The 19245-nt window shown below is 42.2% G+C and carries 18 protein-coding genes and 2 tRNA genes; 15 read left to right on the plus strand and 5 right to left on the minus strand.

The annotated features are described in order from the left end of the window. Nucleotide 1: 1 nt before the first annotated feature. From ACFQ21_RS06775 to ACFQ21_RS06790, 4 genes are all read left to right on the plus strand, one after another. Complete coding sequence (locus tag ACFQ21_RS06775; protein ID WP_377576663.1) at nucleotides 2-2062, plus strand: hypothetical protein; 2061 nt, start codon at nucleotides 2-4, stop codon at nucleotides 2060-2062. Nucleotides 2063-2158: 96 nt separating this feature from the next. Then, entirely contained in the window at nucleotides 2159-3337 is a 1179-nt protein-coding gene (locus tag ACFQ21_RS06780) for a hypothetical protein (RefSeq protein WP_377576665.1), read from the plus strand. A gap of 285 nt (nucleotides 3338-3622) precedes the next feature. Further along, nucleotides 3623-4318 carry an RNA ligase family protein gene (locus tag ACFQ21_RS06785; RefSeq protein ID WP_377576668.1) on the plus strand — a complete coding sequence of 232 codons (696 nt, stop codon included), beginning with the start codon at nucleotides 3623-3625 and terminating at the stop codon, nucleotides 4316-4318. A 16-nt stretch (nucleotides 4319-4334) separates the two neighbouring features. Beyond that, nucleotides 4335-5447, plus strand: a complete 1113-nt coding sequence (locus ACFQ21_RS06790) for an AAA family ATPase (RefSeq protein WP_377576670.1) — start codon at nucleotides 4335-4337, stop codon at nucleotides 5445-5447. A 204-nt stretch (nucleotides 5448-5651) separates the two neighbouring features. On the opposite strand, the gene ACFQ21_RS06795 is transcribed toward ACFQ21_RS06790, so the two are convergent. The 3 genes from ACFQ21_RS06795 to ACFQ21_RS06805 form a co-directional block, all read right to left on the minus strand. Then, nucleotides 5652-5734 (minus strand) — tRNA-Tyr (locus ACFQ21_RS06795). Nucleotides 5735-6524: 790 nt separating this feature from the next. Beyond that, on the minus strand, nucleotides 6525-6647 hold the full coding sequence (locus ACFQ21_RS06800) for a hypothetical protein (protein WP_377576673.1): 123 nt from the start codon (nucleotides 6645-6647) through the stop codon (nucleotides 6525-6527). A 42-nt stretch (nucleotides 6648-6689) separates the two neighbouring features. Next, nucleotides 6690-6762 (minus strand) — tRNA-Asn (locus ACFQ21_RS06805). A gap of 308 nt (nucleotides 6763-7070) precedes the next feature. On the opposite strand from ACFQ21_RS06805, the gene ACFQ21_RS06810 reads away from it, so the two are divergent. Next, on the plus strand, nucleotides 7071-7343 hold the full coding sequence (locus ACFQ21_RS06810) for a hypothetical protein (RefSeq protein ID WP_377576676.1): 273 nt from the start codon (nucleotides 7071-7073) through the stop codon (nucleotides 7341-7343). Nucleotides 7344-7357: 14 nt separating this feature from the next. Continuing rightward, entirely contained in the window at nucleotides 7358-7657 is a 300-nt protein-coding gene (locus ACFQ21_RS06815) for a HigA family addiction module antitoxin (RefSeq protein WP_377576679.1), read from the plus strand. On the opposite strand, the gene ACFQ21_RS06820 is transcribed toward ACFQ21_RS06815, so the two are convergent. Beyond that, nucleotides 7650-9383: a WYL domain-containing protein gene (locus tag ACFQ21_RS06820; protein ID WP_377576682.1), complete on the minus strand. Its 1734-nt coding sequence runs from the start codon at nucleotides 9381-9383 to the stop codon at nucleotides 7650-7652. The genes ACFQ21_RS06815 and ACFQ21_RS06820 overlap by 8 nt on opposite strands. A 98-nt stretch (nucleotides 9384-9481) precedes the next feature. Here ACFQ21_RS06820 and ACFQ21_RS06825 point away from each other — a divergent pair, with 98 nt between their 5' ends. The 9 genes from ACFQ21_RS06825 (at nucleotide 9482) to ACFQ21_RS06865 (ending at nucleotide 18696) form a co-directional block, all read left to right on the plus strand. Continuing rightward, a complete protein-coding gene (locus tag ACFQ21_RS06825) occupies nucleotides 9482-11008 on the plus strand; it encodes a TROVE domain-containing protein (RefSeq protein WP_377576684.1) in 1527 nt (508 codons plus the stop codon). A gap of 1124 nt (nucleotides 11009-12132) precedes the next feature. Then, the gene (locus ACFQ21_RS06830) at nucleotides 12133-12267 is read left to right on the plus strand and encodes a hypothetical protein (protein ID WP_377576687.1); all 135 of its coding nucleotides are present in this window, start codon (nucleotides 12133-12135) and stop codon (nucleotides 12265-12267) included. Between the two features lie 100 nt (nucleotides 12268-12367). Then, complete coding sequence (locus ACFQ21_RS06835; protein WP_377576690.1) at nucleotides 12368-13471, plus strand: slipin family protein; 1104 nt, start codon at nucleotides 12368-12370, stop codon at nucleotides 13469-13471. A gap of 116 nt (nucleotides 13472-13587) precedes the next feature. After that, nucleotides 13588-14994, plus strand: coding sequence for an RtcB family protein (locus ACFQ21_RS06840; protein ID WP_377576693.1), 1407 nt, complete (start codon nucleotides 13588-13590; stop codon nucleotides 14992-14994). A gap of 224 nt (nucleotides 14995-15218) precedes the next feature. Further along, a complete protein-coding gene (locus tag ACFQ21_RS06845) occupies nucleotides 15219-15665 on the plus strand; it encodes an AAA family ATPase (protein ID WP_377576696.1) in 447 nt (148 codons plus the stop codon). Continuing rightward, nucleotides 15655-16434, plus strand: a complete 780-nt coding sequence (locus ACFQ21_RS06850) for a tRNA(His) guanylyltransferase Thg1 family protein (protein ID WP_377576699.1) — start codon at nucleotides 15655-15657, stop codon at nucleotides 16432-16434. The genes ACFQ21_RS06845 and ACFQ21_RS06850 overlap by 11 nt, the downstream gene beginning before the upstream one ends. Beyond that, complete coding sequence (locus ACFQ21_RS06855; protein WP_377576702.1) at nucleotides 16424-16822, plus strand: hypothetical protein; 399 nt, start codon at nucleotides 16424-16426, stop codon at nucleotides 16820-16822. Before ACFQ21_RS06850 ends, ACFQ21_RS06855 begins: the two co-directional genes overlap by 11 nt. A gap of 60 nt (nucleotides 16823-16882) precedes the next feature. Beyond that, nucleotides 16883-17632 (plus strand): nucleotidyltransferase domain-containing protein, encoded by a 750-nt coding sequence (locus tag ACFQ21_RS06860; protein ID WP_377576705.1) that lies wholly within the window; start codon nucleotides 16883-16885, stop codon nucleotides 17630-17632. Beyond that, on the plus strand, nucleotides 17629-18696 hold the full coding sequence (locus tag ACFQ21_RS06865) for a DNA polymerase beta superfamily protein (protein WP_377576709.1): 1068 nt from the start codon (nucleotides 17629-17631) through the stop codon (nucleotides 18694-18696). The genes ACFQ21_RS06860 and ACFQ21_RS06865 overlap by 4 nt, the downstream gene beginning before the upstream one ends. A gap of 15 nt (nucleotides 18697-18711) precedes the next feature. Here ACFQ21_RS06865 and ACFQ21_RS06870 read toward each other — a convergent pair whose 3' ends face one another. Then, a complete protein-coding gene (locus ACFQ21_RS06870) occupies nucleotides 18712-19239 on the minus strand; it encodes an NADH-quinone oxidoreductase subunit B (protein ID WP_377578281.1) in 528 nt (175 codons plus the stop codon). Between the last annotated feature and the right edge of the window lie 6 nt (nucleotides 19240-19245).

Genomic DNA, 19245 nt, shown 5'->3' on the forward strand with positions numbered 1-19245 from the left:
TATGGATACAATCATTACACATAAGGAACTAAAAGAGAAGAAGAAAAATCTGGAGATTATTACGAGTCAGTTGAAAGAACGCTTCATCGGACTGGACAGTGTTATTGATGAAGTAATATCGCTGATGATGCCGTGGTATCTTTTTCCGGAAGCACAGCTCAGGCCTACCGTTGTAAACTTGTGGGGATTGACCGGCTCTGGAAAAACGGCATTGATACAATGCATTGTTGAATTACTGGAACATCGTAAACTATATACTCATATTGATATGGGTGAGTTTGAATCCGATTCAGCAACATGGATTAAAAATATATTCACAGACGACCTGGAGTTCTTTCACCAGAAACCTGCTGTTATTTGTCTCGATGAATTTCAATTCGCCAGAACGTTAGACAACGGCCAACGTGAATTGGGCAAAGACAAACTTCGTGTGATCTGGGATTTACTGGATTCCGGGAAGATTGAATATATACCCAGCAATAGTACCTATATGCTTTTCAGGGCCGACAGCTGCATCAAGAGATTGGACAAAGCCATCAAAAGTGGAGTTATTTTAGAGAATGGAGAGGTTGTTGCAGAAGAAGAAGTTTTTCTGAAACTGTTTGAACCATTCTTCTTTGATCATCATGACCGCTACAACGAACCCCTGAGTAAAAAGTATTTTTTATCAAAAGATTTCATAGGAGGTGTTTACGACCTGTTCGAGCACGATGATTTCTCCAAAGACTATATACGGGAACATATCAAAACATTGTCTCTTCCGGAACTGAAGAAATTTATACTGGAAGCTATGAAGACTCGCCCGGCCACGAAGGAACTCGATTTATCGCAAGCGCTTATTTTCGTGCTTGGTAATCTGGACGAAGCATATCCGATGAGTCATAGTATGAATCCGGATATAAGTGCTGATGAATTTTACGAAGCAACAACGCATATTACCATTGCAACGATTAAAAGTGCACTTCGTAAAAGATTTCGCAGCGAACAAATTGCGCGATTGGGTAACAACCATGTTATCTATAAATCTTTCAAGAATATACACTTCCGCCAATTGATCGCACGAGAGTTGGAGCGCATCGGCAAATTCGTAAAAGTTTCTTTTGGATGGAGCATGGATTTTGACGATTCCATAATTGATATAGTATATGCAGAAGGTGTTTTCCCTTCACAAGGAACACGCCCCGTATTTACTACGATCAAGAATTTGATCGAATCCCGTATTGGTAAACTTGTTATGGAGATCATAGATAAGAACATAACAACCGCCACGGTCCACTGGTACTATGCCGAGGAACATTTTCTGTTTGAAATCTGTGATGCGAACGGCAAGTATATATATTCTTTGCTGGATGAAGTAAACCTGAAGATTGACAATCTTCGCAAGACCACCAGCAAGAGTACGCAAGCTCACACCGGCATCCATGAAGCCGGACATGCTATTCTTGCAGCACTTACGTTGCGTATACTTCCATCTGTTGCAGTATCAAAGACTGCGTCTGATGACGGTGAGGGATTTTGCATGATCAATTTTCCTAATGGTCCGATGACGAAGGATTCTATCCGGAAAGATATAATCCTCACACTTGGAGGATACGCGGCAGAGAAGCTGATCTTTGGTGATGACCATACTTCGTCTGGTGTACGACATGATATTGAAAATGCCAGCGAACTGGCAAACCGTGCCGTGAGACAGTACGCTATGGGAAGCGATCCGATCCACGTAGTTGCAGCAAACTCCAGCAATGAGGACAGCTTTTATCATACTGAAATATATTCACAGGAGGCAATCCGTGTCATCAAATCCTGCATGCAGGAGGCTGAAAGTATTCTGTTGAGGAATAAACTTCTTTTGCTCAAAATGGGCTCTTACCTCACTACGCATGCACGCATGGAAGAAACCATGATCGGCGATTTTATTAAACGCTATAGCACCGAAGAGTGGGTTCGCACAGAGGGCTTTATCGGCAAAGACCAGTACTATAATTTCCATGAGGTTATAGAGCTGCAAATACAGGAAGCTGTTAAAGTAGCTTCGGAAGCTGTCGAGCTTGAACTTAGTTAAAGCAGAAGGCAAGAAAGTATAGAACTTCCTTGCCTTCACTTCTTCTATACAAAAATGCACGCTATTTACTAGTTTTGAAAGACGATCTATCCAATCATGCAAGGCACTTACCGAATCGCGAAAGGCTGGAGAATATTTATATATATCTTCGCTCCTATCTTAATGGTATCATTTCTATCTACCATTTTCTTTATCTTTACTGCCGAAGGCGTCAGTCCGTTTATAGCACCCCTGCTGGCCATGGGCGCACTGGTTATGACGTGCCTGTTTGCGTATGGTCTTATCGATACCATACAGGGCAGGTTTATTATTGGCAACGATCACGTCACCAGTATAAATCCGATCGCCTCACGAACCCTGAAGTTTGAAGATGTTCTTGGCTACAAGATTGAACGCAACGGTATATATATTATCCCTAAAAATGCACAGCACAAAAAAATTAAAACAAGTACATACCTCGAAAAAGCAGACCAGATCACAGCATGGCTAGCCTCAACATTCACCGACCTGAATAAGCAGGAATTTGCCGACCAGGAGAAAAGTATTCTGAACGATGATGCCCTGGGGCTTTCACAACAAGCAAGAGAGCATAGGCTGGCTGAGGCAAGACGGATAGCCAGGATCACCAACGCTGTCGGCTTTGTATTGTTTTTCTGGATGACATTCTACCCTATATTTTATACGATCGTACTAATCATTGGTATAGCCTACCCGGTTGTTATCATTATCCTGCTATATCTATACCGCGGGCTGCTTCGTGTGGATGAACGAAAGAATAACGCGTCCCCATCGGTCGCAACGGGTTTTATTATGGCAGGGCTGAGCCTTACTCTTCGGGCATTATTCGATTACAATATATTGGAATATAGCCAACTCTGGATCACCACAGGCACAATTGCTGTCCTGTTAATTATACTCATTCTGATTGCCACCAAACTTCCAACGTTCAAAAGTGCCCAGGATTACTTTGTCATCTTTACCTTAATGATTCTCTCGTACTCCTACAGCTTTGGCGCGTATACAGTATCAAACTGCCTGTTCGATAGTTCTTCTCCTCAATATTATAAGACTAGCATTATTCAAAAAGAAATAAGCAAAGGTCGAAGTACTACGTACTATATCATTGTTACATCATGGCACGATGCTGAAAAGATTGAAAAGGTAACCATCAATTCAGAAGAGTATAACCTGACGTCTATAGGTGATGAGATCGCTATAGCCGAAATGAAAGGTTTTTTCGGAACACCATGGTACTTCCCTATTGTGCAGGAATAAATATATCCTGATTGCAACTTCTTATAGTGTTTGACGTTTTCATCCAAAAGTTTGTTCTATCTTTGTAGCACACTTTTAAACAGTTCAACCCTTTAAAACGAGGGACTTTAACATGCTCGTCTTGTAATACTATACCATCCATCACAACATCCCGTGTTCCCGCGGGAAAGAATGGTATTACCGTATTCAATCAGTCTTGATCGTGCTATACCTATAGCGATGCGCTATATATAATTCATCACGTCCGGACGATTCTGTTTATTTCCAAATTCAAATTACAAGACTATGAGTATCTCCAGAAAATATGGACGAACCTATCACTATCCCTTTTCACCGGGTACAACCAGTGACGATCGCATTCATCATGACTATTGGTCGGATGTAAATAAATTGAAAACTATTGTGCACACCGAAAAACTGGATGGTGAGAACAACTGTCTCAGTCGCTATGGTGTCTTTGCACGGTCGCATGCCTCGCCAACGGTATCTGCGTGGACAAAAGAAATCCGCCAGCGATGGGAGTTGATCAGGAATGATCTCGGTGACATTGAAATCTTTGGTGAGAATCTGTACGCTATACATTCGATCGAATACCGGAAACTGGAACATCACTACTATGTTTTCGCTGTTCGCATGCACGATGTGTGGTTGAGCTGGGAAGAAGTAAAATTCTATGCAGCCATGTTTGATTTCCCCACGGTACCTGAATTAAAGATTGTTCAGCCTACCACCGAAGCAACGTTTCGAGAAAACGTACTGGCGCTTACGCGTCAAAGCAGTATACTGAATTCGCAGGATATACAAAGCGGAGCGCCCTGCACGTGTGAAGGTATCGTAAGCAGGAATACAGAAGAATATGCCGTGAATGATTTCATGCATAACGTTTTTAAATATGTCCGCAAAGGACATGTAAAGACAGACGAGCATTGGACACGCCACTGGCGAAGAGCGAAGTTGTTGTGGGAATACCCACACGTATAATTTTAACTATAAAAATATGAACTGGTCATTATCGATAAATAAAGATTGGGAACACCTGGAGGAGCGATTCGATTGGGTTGTCGACATGCGAAATGTACCGCAGGATTCTATTCATCATGCTGAAGGCGATGTTGCTATACATACGCAAATGGTATTGAAGGCGTTAACGGATGCAACATCTTTTCAAAGATTGAACCGAGAGGAACAGGAGATACTTTGGACAGCAGCATTGCTTCACGATGTTGAGAAACGTTCTACAACGGTTGTGGAAGACAACGGCCGCATCACCTCGCATGGTCATGCCCGTAAAGGTGAATTTACAACGCGAAGGCTACTATACGAATTCGGTATACCATTTCAGCAACGCGAACACATTGCAGCCCTGGTGCGTTACCACGGACTACCGCTCTGGCTAATGGAAAAATCTAATCCGGTGAAAGCCTTACTGGAAGCATCGTTACGTGTTGATATGAAATTATTATCGGCTCTTGCGCGTGCTGATGTATTGGGACGAATTTGTCAGGATCAGCAGGAACTGCTGGATCGTATCAATTTTTTTGATGCGTATTGTGAAGAACAAGCGTGTTGGCATTCCCGAAAATCTTTTGCTACACCGCTGGCACAATTCACATACTTTCACAAAGACGATGCACATCCCGACTATATTCCATTTGCCGATCTGAAAACAAATGTTGTTATGCTCTCAGGTTTACCTGGTATGGGCAAGGACCGGTATATAAAAAAGCATTACAACGATTGGCCTATGGTAAGCCTCGATGCGATTCGAAGAGAATACAAGCTCAAACCCGATGACACTTCTGCCACCGGTTGGGCTGTACAACTCGCGAAAGAACAAGCCAAAGAATTTCTTCGAAAGCGACAACCTTTTGTATGGAACGCAACGAATATTACCCGGCAAATGCGATCGCAATGGATCGATCTGTTTGTAACCTACAAAGCACACGTCAAACTGGTATACATTGAAGTTCCGTTCAAAACATGGCTGGCACAAAATAGCAATCGTGAACATGCGGTTCCACAAGCCGCTATATTTCGTATGCTCCCTAAATTGGAGGTACCCTGTATATTTGAAGCGCACGATGTGGAGTATTGTATTGCAGCACCCTGATTAGTGATCTATACTGATACAAAAAAAGAAAAAGGCTTCCTGTGGTTATGGGAAGCCTTTACTGTTGATTAATACACAACGAAACATCCGGAAATGGATTATGTACGCTCATTAAAAAATATAGTCAACAACAATGAACATCACGGGTGATGCATGAGGCTCGAACTCATCCCGACAATTGTCGGGACACCACCATATACAAAGTCGGAGAGGGATGAATCGAACATCCAAGGTCTATGACACCGCTTTTACAGAGCGGCCCGCTTCCACTTACGGTCTACTCTCCGATTCAACTAAATTGTAGTCCCGATAACTATCGGGATGCTTCCAATGCAGGCGAGGATGACCAGACTCCTCCATTACCCCTATATTTATTCAAACAAAAAAAGCCTCCGTGTTCGGGAGGCTTTATGATTCCTTATGTATAGTTACACCATCTATGAATCAATCAGACTTATATAGTCTGTCCTCCGACCCGATTTTGCTTCGGGGTGATGCGGGTGATATGAGCTATATGTATTTATCTGATTCATGATGCAAATATACGATTTGACTTTACTTTTGTTACCTATCGGGTAACATTTATATATTTATTTTTATACTATATAAAAAATTGTGGCGCGGAGGGCTTTAACCTCGATCTTTTCATTGCGATGTATACCACAACAAAACGCATTTATCTGCGACTATGCTATCACGCCACCGGCCTTGCAGCACACGATTCGGAGAGATATACTCTCCTCTCTGATCTGCATACCCTGTGGAGATTCCTGGTAACGCTCCAGGTCCTTAGCTTTTTCAGAACCACGCTTCTACTTAGTTAGCTTAATCTCCGTTGTCCGGCCACACGGTATTGATCCGCGTTCTTCCCATTAAAAGTGGGAAGCATCACCTTAATGCTTTGGCCGGAATATCTTTACCTCCGGCTACCTTATTAGATTCCAAAATCATGCAATTATCACGTATATATACTTCATATTTTGTCGAGGTGGCAGGAGTTGAACCTGCGTGCTACCAACTACGGTTTCGACATGGTATAAGCATGAGCCGATACACCTCGTAAAAAAATTACTAGCTTTAAAAACTCACCCGGCCTGGAATTGAACCTGCCCCGACAAAGTATATACTTGTATATACTTGTCCGCCTCCCTGGAACATGCGGGTGTTGATTACGCAATCCGGCAGATCATTTACGCGCATGCATAAACTTTTGAGATATATACCTCAACTGCCGGATATCTGCGGACATAGATGGGCACGATCCACCGACCCAGGCGTTAACAGCGCCTTGCTCTACCAACTGAGCTATATGTCCGTAAAAAACAAAACAAAAAACCCCGAAACAAAACAAAAAACCCCGGGATATTCTATTTCCCGGGGTTTCTGTTAATACTATATCTATCACTAATACTATATATAGTCAACCCTCCCCGGGAAAATCCAATAATTCTTCGGCACAAAGCATATGCTATGCGAAGCGTTTAGATTGAATATGTTAATACCGGGTTTCATATTATTATTCTGTATTATGATGCAAATATATAATTACTTTTAAATTGTCACCCCACGGGTAACAATATTTTTTTTATTTTTGTCGCCCAACGTAAAAACGTTGACACTTACATGATTGTTTCAATTCGTCATAACGTTTTAAAAAGTCTCTTTGAAAAAGGAACAGCTTCCGGCATATCACGGGAGTTGAAAGGCTTTTTATTGTTATGGCTTTCGGTGATCCACGCTGCTCAAGATATTCGGGATCTTTCGATCGCCCACGTGAGTGTTCTTGAAGAAGACAGCGATAGCTATCGCCTTACCGTTCACGGTGCGGGTATATTTACATTCCGGTTCGTTGACGGAGAGATACGCCAATTAAATTATAAGCAGGAACCCAAATAATAAGTATGTTACGAATGCACAGTCCCGCTCACCCCGGTCAGATCCTTGAAGAGTTATACATCAAACCTCATCGACTGGCCATCACAGATGTAGCGGAAGCGCTGGGCATTGCTCGTAAAAATCTATACGCTATATTAAAAGGTGAGTATGCTATTTCAGTAGAGATGGCCTTTAAGCTCAGCAAAGCGTTTGACACCACACCAGAATTCTGGCTTCAGGCGCAACTTCACTTCGATCTGGCAAAGGGTTATAAAGAGTCAGGCGGTATTAAAATAAAAAGCCTGATCCCTAAAACTGTTAAGACTATCAAATAGCTATATCCCACTTCTCAGCCCACGCTAAGCCGCCCGGCAATTTCATCGTGTTAAATTCCAAGTGTATAACCCGTCTGTGCTTCTGGCTCGTAGCCTTTGATGATGCATGTAGCAGCAAGGGTTTCATAATCTGAATACCGCAAGCTTCAACTTCACATATATACGGTATACTATTCTGCGCTATCAGATTGATCTCCTCATCAGACAATCGCTTGTTGTGAGAACCGGGTATAACTTTCAAAGCTCCGTTTGTCTCATCTGTATCATCCAGATGAATACGTATGGTAAATGTATTTTTTAAAATTTCATCCGGAGGGCAAACACCATGTACACCAAATTTCTTTGTCCAACCCGAAAAACCGTCATGCTCTATTTTCTCCGCCACATTAATCACAATATCCTGGTGCCAGGTAACATACCAGTTGGCATCCGGTGTCTTGTCAAAGAATATCGCTTTTGTCAGGAACAGATCAGGATTTATTTTTTTCAGTACCTGCAACAGGTTACTATTAAATATAGTCTCCTTCAATATCGGAATTTCCTGTAGCAGGTTACGGATGGCATGTGTATTTTCATCCAATCCCTTATCTTTTAAATACCGCGCAATCTCCATCTTCATAGCATTTACTTCCTTACGACCATACACATGACGCAGAATCATAAAGCCCTTATGTGTTAATTTCTCTACCGTACTTTGAAGCGCTGCATTATTGAATTCGAACTGGTAAAGATTGAGTGCCTGCTCCAGGATTGTTTTTATTCTACGTTTCAATCTTTCCGGGGCTAGTACTTTTACACGGTCGCCAAACCCTAATATTTCACGTTCTAACTCAAAATTAATCTGGACGTTCAATGAAATCACTACGCCACCTGATCCACTCTCTATAGTTTGTTGCGAATGATGCAGCGGCTTGGTAATTATATACGGAGCTGTTTCATGATCAGCCTGTATCAAAACTTTCTCCACCGGACCATTCGGATTCACGCTTACCCCCACCACATCATGAAGGAATGTCGGCAAGCTGAAAGAGTCTTTGGGTACATAGCGTACCTCACAATCTTTTATACTGATAATACGATCAAGTGCCAGCGTTAATATAGGCGTATTCTTTTTCTTGATGCCGATCACAAACCAGCGATTCCTATACTCTTTTAAATAGTACGGATGAAAATGAAATGTATTTGCACTGCGAGCCTTAAACGACTGGTAACACAACTCTACTGTACATTTTTTAATGATAGCCTGATATAGTGTCTCAATATGCTCCAGTCCTTTCAGATTGTCGTTCTTTTCAAAATCAATAACAGGCTCCTGGTTTGTTTTGGCTGCATATATCTTATTCTCAAGACGCTGCACCATACCGCTCAATTCCTGGAAATGGCTGAAGCCTTTAAACTGGCGAAGTATCTCTACTACCTCTGTAAGTTTGCCCAGGTCCTGATCGGTTAACGGAATGTTGGTAATGGAATATTCCGAATCTTCATAGCTATAGTATTTCTTCTCCTCTACTATTATCGGAGCATTATACCCTAACTTGTCGCTGCGCATCATCTGGATGTCCATCTGCACCGTGCGCTTGCTTACACCTTTATCTATACCTTCATATTCATATAGTGTTTCCGAACAAGCTTCTACAAGATCTTCCAGCGTCCACCGTCTGTGTCTGTTTCTCAGACAATTATCAATAGTACGGTAACGAATAAGGGCGTTTCGATTAACAGGCATTTGAAAATATTTTCAGAAAAGAAGTAAAAAATTTCCACTACGCAAAAAGACTGCGCAGTTGCCTTTCAATTTTGAATCGTCAATTAAACGCAAGAGTTATGAAATTCAATGTATTTCGTAAAGCAAAGGAAACTGTAAACTACCACCAGACAAAAGCCTATATACTGGATGAACGTACCGAGCTGTATAGTGCTGTAGTTACCACTTCGCTGAGCGATAAATTTTATGAGGCTACCGATAACCGCGTAGATCGCATCCGTGCATTGATCGCCAAGAACGACCCTGCGTTTGTTGCACGCCTTGCTATCTATACACGGAACAAAATGTATATGCGAAGCATACCCTTGGTGTTAGCGGTTGAATTGGCAAAGACTCGATCCGGTAATGGTATAGTTCGCAAGGCAGTAAAGGGCGTTATACAACGTGCTGATGAAATCACCGAATTGTTAGCGTACTACCAGTTAGCAAACCAGCGTACCGGCACTAAAAAACTGAACAAGCTTTCCAAGCAGATACAGTATGGTTTATCCGATGCATTCAATCGCTTCGATGAATATCAGTTCGCTAAATATGATCGTGCTGCGGAGATCAAATTGAAAGATGCTTTATTCATCGTCCACCCAAAAGCGGAGAACGAAGGACAACAAGAGCTTTTCAACAAGATCGCCACAGGAACACTGGAGACACCCTATACCTGGGAAACCGAGTTGTCTGCTTTAGGACAACAAAAGTTTGCCGATGAAAAAGAGAAACGTGCTGCATTCCGTATAACATGGGAGGCATTGATCGCGAGCGGAAAATTAGGATACATGGCCTTGTTGCGTAACCTTCGAAATATACTCGAAGCTGAGGTATCAGCGCAGTCTATCGAACAGGTATGTGCTACACTGTCCAATATCCATGCCGTTGCAAAATCAAAACAGTTGCCATTCCGGTTTCTGGCGGCATACCGCGAGATAAAGGAAGTACAATCTGACTTTGCTCCAAAAATATTGGGCGCACTTGAGACAGCGGTTTCCTATAGCGCTGTGAACATACGTGAATTTAATAGCGAGACTTCGGTATTGATCGCCTGCGATGTATCCGGCTCTATGCAAAAACCAATCTCTGCCAAAAGCAAAGTATTGAACTATGATATAGGTTTAATGCTGGCTATGTTGTTACAGTCTCGTTGTGAACGCGTGCAAACCGGTATGTTTGGAGATACCTGGAAAACTATACAGGTATCCCGAAAAAATATACTGGCTAACGTTCAGGAATTTTACAACCGCGAAGGTGAAGTTGGTTATTCAACCAATGGATACTTAGTGATAAAAGACCTGATCAATCGTGGCAAAGCAGTAGATAAAGTAATGATGTTCACTGACTGCCAGCTATGGAACAGCAATGGTGCGATCGATACATTTGGATCAAGTATACCATGGTTGTGGAAGCAGTATAAAAAAATAGCACCACGGGCAAAGCTATATTTATTCGACCTGGCCGGGTATGGAAATACTCCGATCGATGTACAACAAGACGATGTATACCTGATCGCAGGCTGGTCTGATAAAATCTTCGATGTGTTGGCATCACTGGAAGATGGTGAGCGTGCACTTGCCCAGATTGAGAATATAGAATTGTAAGCTGTACCTCTCCTTCATTTTGAAGGAGAGGTTTATAAAGAAATTGAAAATAAATAAGGATGTCGTAGAGGTGGGTTACTTCGCTCGACAATGGGAGGAATCACATATCCGTCACGTGCGGAAAAGTGTTCCGGGTTCAACTCCCGGCTAGCAATGCCCAATTACCCGCTTCGTTTTTTACTCCTTAAATATTTATTGATCTTATGAAAGATGCCGTAGAGTGGAAATACTTCGAGGATGAAATACATTTCCATTCAGCTATAGCTCTCTCATAAAAGGTGCCGTACATAAGAGTTACTTCGATCTTGAAAATCTAATAGTCTCTTGTGGTTTGTTGCCCTTTTTGATAATAAGAAAATAACAGGTGCCGTAGAATAGCGTTACTTCGGATGTCACCCTGGCGGTCGCAGGTTCGAATCCTGCTCTGTTAACCTAACCTAACAGATAGCTCAGTTGGTAGAGCACCAAAACATGTACGTTTTTCGTCTGTTGCCCTGTTTAAAAAAATTTGAATCATCATTCAGGCGGAGTGATCAAGTAAATACAGCCTCGTAGCTTAAAAGGAAAAGCCTACGGTAAAAGCACGTCCCGTAGAATGCAGGGATTATTCCGGTACAGCCACGCGCGGTAAAGGACAGAGTTTGCAGTTGCACTGAAATACCACTCTAGAGAAGTAAAGTAAGGAAGCGCATTTATAGCCTTGCGGCCTGAGAGGGAATCCCGGTTCGAATCCGGGCGAGGTTACAGATCTATACTATATATAAAGATTTTTGATGTGATCGTAATGATGCATCAAAACGTGGAAGAGACAAAGGATCAAAGACCTGATGAGAGTTTCTGTATAGCTCCATAGTGTTGCGCTGCCTTGCATCGTGAACATGCTGCTTTACCGGATGTTGTCTTCCTCCAATTTGTGGGTCGAAGGTTCAACTCCTTCTCCGTTACCAAACGGATAGCTCAGTCTGGGTAGAGCAACAAATAAACCGGGTTCGAATCCCATCACACTTTTAATGTGAACGCTCAATTGGTAGAGCAATGGACTCAAAATCCATAACAATGAAGTCGACCGCTTCTAAAAAGGTCAAAACAAAAGCAGCAAGAGGCTGGCCCGTATAATTACCCTCGTGGTAATTACACAATCTGCCGAATGCTTTGAAAATGCAAGAGCGTTTAACAACGACATTTACTTTTCTGATCGCATCAGCCATTATGCCCGGTATATATACCTGGCAACATCGCCATCACTTTCTGAAAACTAAATGAACCACGTTACACTTCACTTGCACTTCCGCGTTCGGGGGATGGTTCGTCTGGCGCTGCTTTTCAAAAAAACTTTTAGTAACTATAATTTATACAACAATGAAAAGGGTTAGAATTAACACCGGAAAGATTGGATTGGTATTCAGAAGTGGCAATTACAAGCGCGTGATCGCCGAGGGAGTATATTGGTTACTCCCCAATGAAGATGTACTGGTATACGATATGGCCAAACCTTTTCATGCATCAATAGAACTGAATATACTCTTACGCGACACGACACTGGCAGAACGATTAACCGTAATTGATGTAAAAGATCAGGAGATCGTATTACATTACGAAAACGGAATTTTCAAAAGCGTATTGATTGCAGGCCGGTATGCATACTGGAAGGGATTAATAGATTATTCTTTTGTACGCGTTGATCTGAGTAAGATCGAGATCACTGAGGATATTGATAAGCCTACACTTTTACGAAAAGAAGTAATGCCCTATATCCGTGTGTTTGCAGTGGATTCGTATGAGAAAGGAATTTTACTGATTGATGGTAAATTTGTAAAAATACTAGAGACAGGAGTTTACTATTTCTGGAAGAACCCGACTGTCATCTCGGTTTTAAAAGCAGACTTACGTCAGTTGCAACTGGAGATTTCAGGACAGGAAATCCTGACTAAAGACAAAGCTGCTTTAAGAGTAAATTTTTACACACAGTATAGAGTGATGGATGTGGTAAAAGCGCTGATCGAAACCAAGGATCATGAGAAACAGCTTTACATCCTGGTACAGTTAGCCTTGCGCGAGATTGTTGGTACACTTTCTTTGGATGAATTGCTGGAGAAAAAAGATACCATCGCAGCGTATGTATTATCGAGTATGAAAGATAAAGCTGATGCACTTGGTATGGTGATTAAAGACTGTGGTGTGCGTGACATCATTTTACCCGGTGAAGTAAAAGATATCATGAACCAGGTATTGATTGCGCAGAAGAAAGCTGAAGCGAACGTGATTACACGAAGAGAAGAAACGGCTTCAACCAGAAGTTTACTGAACACAGCAAAACTGATGGAAGAAAACACGATGTTATTCAAATTGAAAGAAATGGAGTACGTAGAAAAGATTGCCGACAAGATCAACAGCATCTCGTTATCGGGTGGAAACCAGATAATCGATCAACTGCGGAATATCTTCGTACCCGGTAAGGAATGATATACTTTAGAGAGTACAATTGTATTCTCCCTAAAAAAAATCAAATAAATTTTCAGTACGCAAAAAGACTGCGTACTGATTTATCAATTTTGTTTCGTTAAAACAGAACATTGATTATGAACCTAACAGGAAACGATCTGATCGCGATAGGTTTTAAACCCGGCAAAGCTATTGGCATTGCATTGGACATCCTTGCGAAAGATTACGCTACACAGGAAAGCGAAAAACAACTATCGCTTTTTAAACCGGTGCTTGAAAATCCTTCCGCTTTTATAACGCACGATAAATTATCTGCATTGGCTATTGAATTACTAAAACCTTTGGACAATACCATTGCATTAGCTGATTCAGGAAAATCATACGAGATATATGGCGCGGATGCCATCGAACAAGGTGCATTGAACCAGATGGCTACAGCCATGCGTCTTCCGGTTACAGTAGCTGGTGCGTTGATGCCGGATGCGCATCAAGGCTATGGCTTGCCGATCGGTGGTGTACTGGCTACCAAAAATGCCGTTATACCTTACGGTGTTGGCGTTGATATAGGTTGCAGAATGTGCATGACTATATATGACATAGCTCCTGCTACACTGGAAGCCAAGCGCGAAGAGCTGAAGAAGATGCTGATGCAAAATACCATGTTCGGGACAGCAACATTCAAAAAGCCGAAAGATCACCCGATCTTTGAGCGAAAAGAATTCAGCGAGCTTAACATCGTGCGTGAATTGAAAGACCGTGCGTGGCAACAGATCGGCTCTTCCGGTGGCGGAAATCACTTTGTTGAATTTGGTATTGTAGAGATATTAAACCCGATCAACGAGTTCAACTTGCAGGTAGGACAATATGTGGCTTTGCTATCACATTCCGGTTCACGTGGACTGGGTGCAAACATTGCACGTCATTATACAGATATAGCGATGGATGTGTGTAAACTTCCACAGGAAGCGAAACATCTCGCATGGCTGGACCTGGATACGGAAGCCGGGCAGGAATACTGGATGGCGATGAACCTGGCCGGTGACTATGCTTCTGCATGTCATCATCAAATACACGAGCGTATGGCCATCGGGTTGCGTGAGACTCCCTTAGCGATGATTGAGAACCACCATAACTTTGCGTGGAAAGAGAAAGATATACTTGGCAACGAGATCATCGTTCACCGAAAGGGCGCAACACCTGCCGGTAAAGATGTACTGGGTATTATACCCGGATCGATGGCAACCCCCGGTTTTATAGTACGCGGTAAAGGTTTGGCAGCATCTATCAATTCTGCATCGCATGGTGCCGGCCGACAGATGTCGCGTACAAAAGCGAAGCAAACTATTTTACCCGGACAGGTAAACAAGGTATTGAAAGAAGCTGGCGTTGAGTTGATCGGCTCCGGACTGGATGAAGCGCCGATGGCCTATAAAAATATACATCAGGTAATGGATTCGCAGAAAGACCTGGTGGAAGTATTAGGTTCCTTCATGCCGAAGATTGTGAGAATGTGCGGTGATGAGAAATTTCAGGAAGTGGATTAGTTAAAATTTAAAAATCGAGAGTATATCTATACTTTAAAAATTTAAGAATATATTTGTATCATGATTCAGAAACAGCTCCATATCGAAACACAAGCTTTGGCAGGCGAACATCACGCCTGTGAATGGGGTTATATGCTGCCTTAAGGTTATACTGATATAATTATTAAGAATACAGGGCCCCGTTTCAAACGGGGCCTTTTTTTTTATTTACAAATTCTCTCAACATGGAAATGATATTATTGATCGGTATACCGGCCAGTGGAAAAAGTAGCTTCTACAAAACGCATCTATTCCGAAAGTATATGCGCATAAGCCTGGATTTGTATAAGAACAGAAACAGGGAGATGCAGTTTTTAACACTTGCCTTATCGCTTCAGCAATGCATCGCTATTGACAACACGAACGTAACCCGCGCGGATCGGGCAACCTATATTTCCATGGCAAAAGAAAGAGGCTATTCGGTTGAGGGGTATTACTTTAAGTCACAACTGTCGCAATGCATTGAACGAAATGTCCAACGGCAGGGCAAAGAGTGCATTAGTACGGCAGGTGTTATCTCAAAGTATAAAAACCTGCAATTACCACAGCTTGAAGAGGGCTTTAATCGACTATACTATGTAGTCATGGAAAATGAAAGTTTCACCATTAAGGACTGGACAAATGAAATTTGAAATGTTGGACAAAAAGATGCGTTCGTTTGAAACGAGCATGGATCAGTTTATATTACCCGAACTATATATAGTGGCACGGCTGGATGGTCGCGGATTTACTAAATTAACAAAAGAACTTCTGGACTTCGAACGTCCTTTTGATGTACGATTCAGGGATGCTATGGTTCAAACCACAAAACACTTGATGAATTGTGGTTTCAAGATTATATACGGTTATGCGCAGAGTGATGAAATTTCGTTACTCTTTCAACCTGCTGACAACAGCTTCGGCAGAAAGACACGAAAACTCATTTCTGTACTGGCTGGTGAAGCGAGTTCGTGTTTTTCATTGGCATTAAATACAATGGCAGCATTTGATTGCCGGATTATTCCATTGCCAAATGAAAAACTGGTAATCGACTACTTCCGATGGCGAGCTGAAGACGCCAATCGAAATGCCTTGAATGCGTACTGCTATTGGAAGCTTCGCGATCAGGGTTTGTCATCATCTGCTGTTACCAGTAAACTCAGCGGGTTATCCATTGGCAACAAAAATGAATTACTATATCAACAAAATATCAATTACAATGATCTGCCTTCTTGGCAGAAAAGAGGTATAGGTATTTATTATACAACAACGACAAAGAAATCGTATGATCCTGTAAAGCAAAAGGAAGTTGAGACAGACCGAAGAGTTTTAATATGCGACACGGAACTTCCAATGGATGCTAGCTATAGCAGCCTCCTGGCAGAAATACTTTTGAAAGAAAAAATTAGAAATGAATACTAACATCACACTATACAGACCGACTGGCGCTAACGAACTGGAGTTGATCATCGACTCTGGTATGAAGCGTTATCCTCCGAGACTATATTGGCAACCTATATTTTATCCTGTACTCAATTTTCAGTATGCAGCAGAGATTGCAGAGCGCTGGAATATGGGTGATGAAGATTCTGATGGTGTAGGCTTTGTTACTGCATTCGAAATACCGGAACATTACTTCAAGCAGTTTCAAATTCAAACAGTAGGACTCGTGCATCACCAGGAGCTGTGGGTTCCGGCTACCCAACTTGACGAGTTCAACGATGCCATTGTTAACGGCATCCGCGTTGAGAAGGCTTTCATCGGGAAGAAGTTTGTAATCAATGACAAGATTAAAAGCATTCTTCCATAGTACAAACACTGGTATATCTGTAGTATAATTATAGGTATACCGGCATTATCTTTACTTCATATGAACAATATCATCCTGCAAAAAATTAAAGAGATAGAGCAAACACATCAGGTTACTATTCTGTACGCGTGTGAGTCGGGAAGCAGAGCCTGGGGGTTTGCATCACCGGACAGTGATTATGACGTTCGCTTTATCTACACACACACCAAAGATTTCTATCTTAGTATTGATGAGCAACGTGATGTTATCGAACTACCCATTAACGAGCTGCTGGATATAAATGGTTGGGAACTTCGCAAAGCGCTTCGTCTCTTCCGAAAATCAAATGCACCTATATATGAGTGGCTTCAGTCACCCATTGTATATCAGGTGAATGACGATTTTCTGACTTCGATGCGATCACTATTTGCCGAATGTTTTTCATCCAGAGCAATGATGCACCACTACATCAGCATGGCGAAAACCGTATTTGAAAATGAACTATCGGGAAGCGAAGTAAGACTAAAGAAATACTTCTATGCACTGCGACCTATACTGGCATGTCGATGGATTGCCGATACAGGAACAGTGCCTCCTATGGAATTCAGCAAGCTTCGTATTTTTATGGATAGTAGTTTTACATCCGTCACAAACGAGCTTTTGAACACAAAGGCCCAGGTTGATGAACGATATACTATAAAACCCATCGATGCTTTGAATCGCTTTATTGCAGATCAGATTCGTTACTGTGAACAAGCGGTGCCGCAGCGAATTCAAACAGGCGAAAGCTCTGATTCATTGAACACTATTTTTAGAAAGTTTTTACAATGACACTTCAACAATTACATAACGATTCGTCATTACTTTTATTAAAATGTATCAGCGGCAGCCAGTCGTACGGACTGGCTTTGCCGCATTCTGATACGGATATAAAAGGCGTCTATATTCTGCCGCGCAAAGAATTCTATGGTCTCACGTTTACCGACCAGGTTAATAATGAAACGAACGATGAAGTATACTTCGAGCTAAAGAAATTCATTGATCTTCTATCAAAGAACAATCCGAATATACTGGAGCTATTAAACACACCGGAAGATTGTATACTCCACAAGCATCCGGTGATGAACGAGGTAAAAGGAGAACTGTTCTTGTCACGCCTTTGCAATCACAGCTTTGCAGGCTACGCGTATGCTCAGATCAAGAAAGCACGCGGACTGAACAAGAAAATACTGAACCCGACTGATCAACAGCGTAAGTCCATACTTGACTTCTGTTATGTAGTGTATGGACAAGGTTCTATACCGTTACAGCATTGGCTGGAAATCCATCAATACAACCAGAAAGATTGCGGACTGGTTCGAATTGATCACATGCGCGATGTATATGCCATATTTCACACGTCACAATTCCAGGAGACTGTATCGCTGCAAGGTATATCTTCCGGAGAAGATGCGAACGAAGTGTCATTAAGCTCTATACCCAAAGGCATTGCACCATGCTCCATCTTAAGCTTTAACAAAGATGGCTACACCGTATACTGTCGTGAGTATAAAGAATACTGGGATTGGGTAAACAAGCGAAATAAAGAGCGGTATAGCAACACCATCAGCCATGGCAAGAATTACGACTCCAAGAATATGATGCATGTTTTTCGTTTGCTCAACATGGCCGAAGAGATTGCACGCTATAAACAAGTGAACGTGCGAAGAAAAGAACGCGAGTGGTTGCTGCGTGTACGAGCAGGAGAATTTTTATACGAAGATTTGCTAAAGCAAGCAGAAGAGAAGATAATCTTGATCGATGAACTTTTTAAGCAATCGGATCTTCCGGATGCACCCGATATCAAAGTTGCTGAAGAACTGCTCGTAACAATCCGGGAAACTTGTTACCAGTAACATTCAGCGGAACTATTACACTACAGTTTCCTTCGCCATCAATCTCTCAATAGCGGTTGGTGCGGCAAGGCTTTCGTTACGGATTTTTTCCTGAAGCTTCAGAAAGCCGCCAATAAGTGCTTCGGGTCTTGGCGGACAACCCGGTACATATACATCTACTGGTACTATGCGATCAACGCCTTTCACAACGTGATAACCATGCTGCCAGTATGGACCTCCACAGTTGGAGCATGATCCCATCGAGATAACATAGCGAGGTTCCGCCATCTGTTCGTAAAGACGTTTGATACGGTCAGCCATCTTGAACGTTACCGTGCCGGCAACAATCATCACATCAGCTTGCCGCGGTGAAGAACGCGGTGCCATGCCAAAGCGATCCATATCATATACCGTTGTACCGGTACTCATAAACTCGATCGCACAGCAGGCTATACCAAACGTCATGGGGAACATCGAAGATAAACGTGCCCAGTTAAGCAAGTCATCCAGCTTTGTTACAATTACTCCGCCCTGTTCAAATCGCTGATCGAGTAGCCCCTTCATGGTTCC

Source organism: Ohtaekwangia kribbensis, from assembly GCF_042676245.1.
Classification (GTDB): domain Bacteria; phylum Bacteroidota; class Bacteroidia; order Cytophagales; family Cyclobacteriaceae; genus Ohtaekwangia; species Ohtaekwangia kribbensis.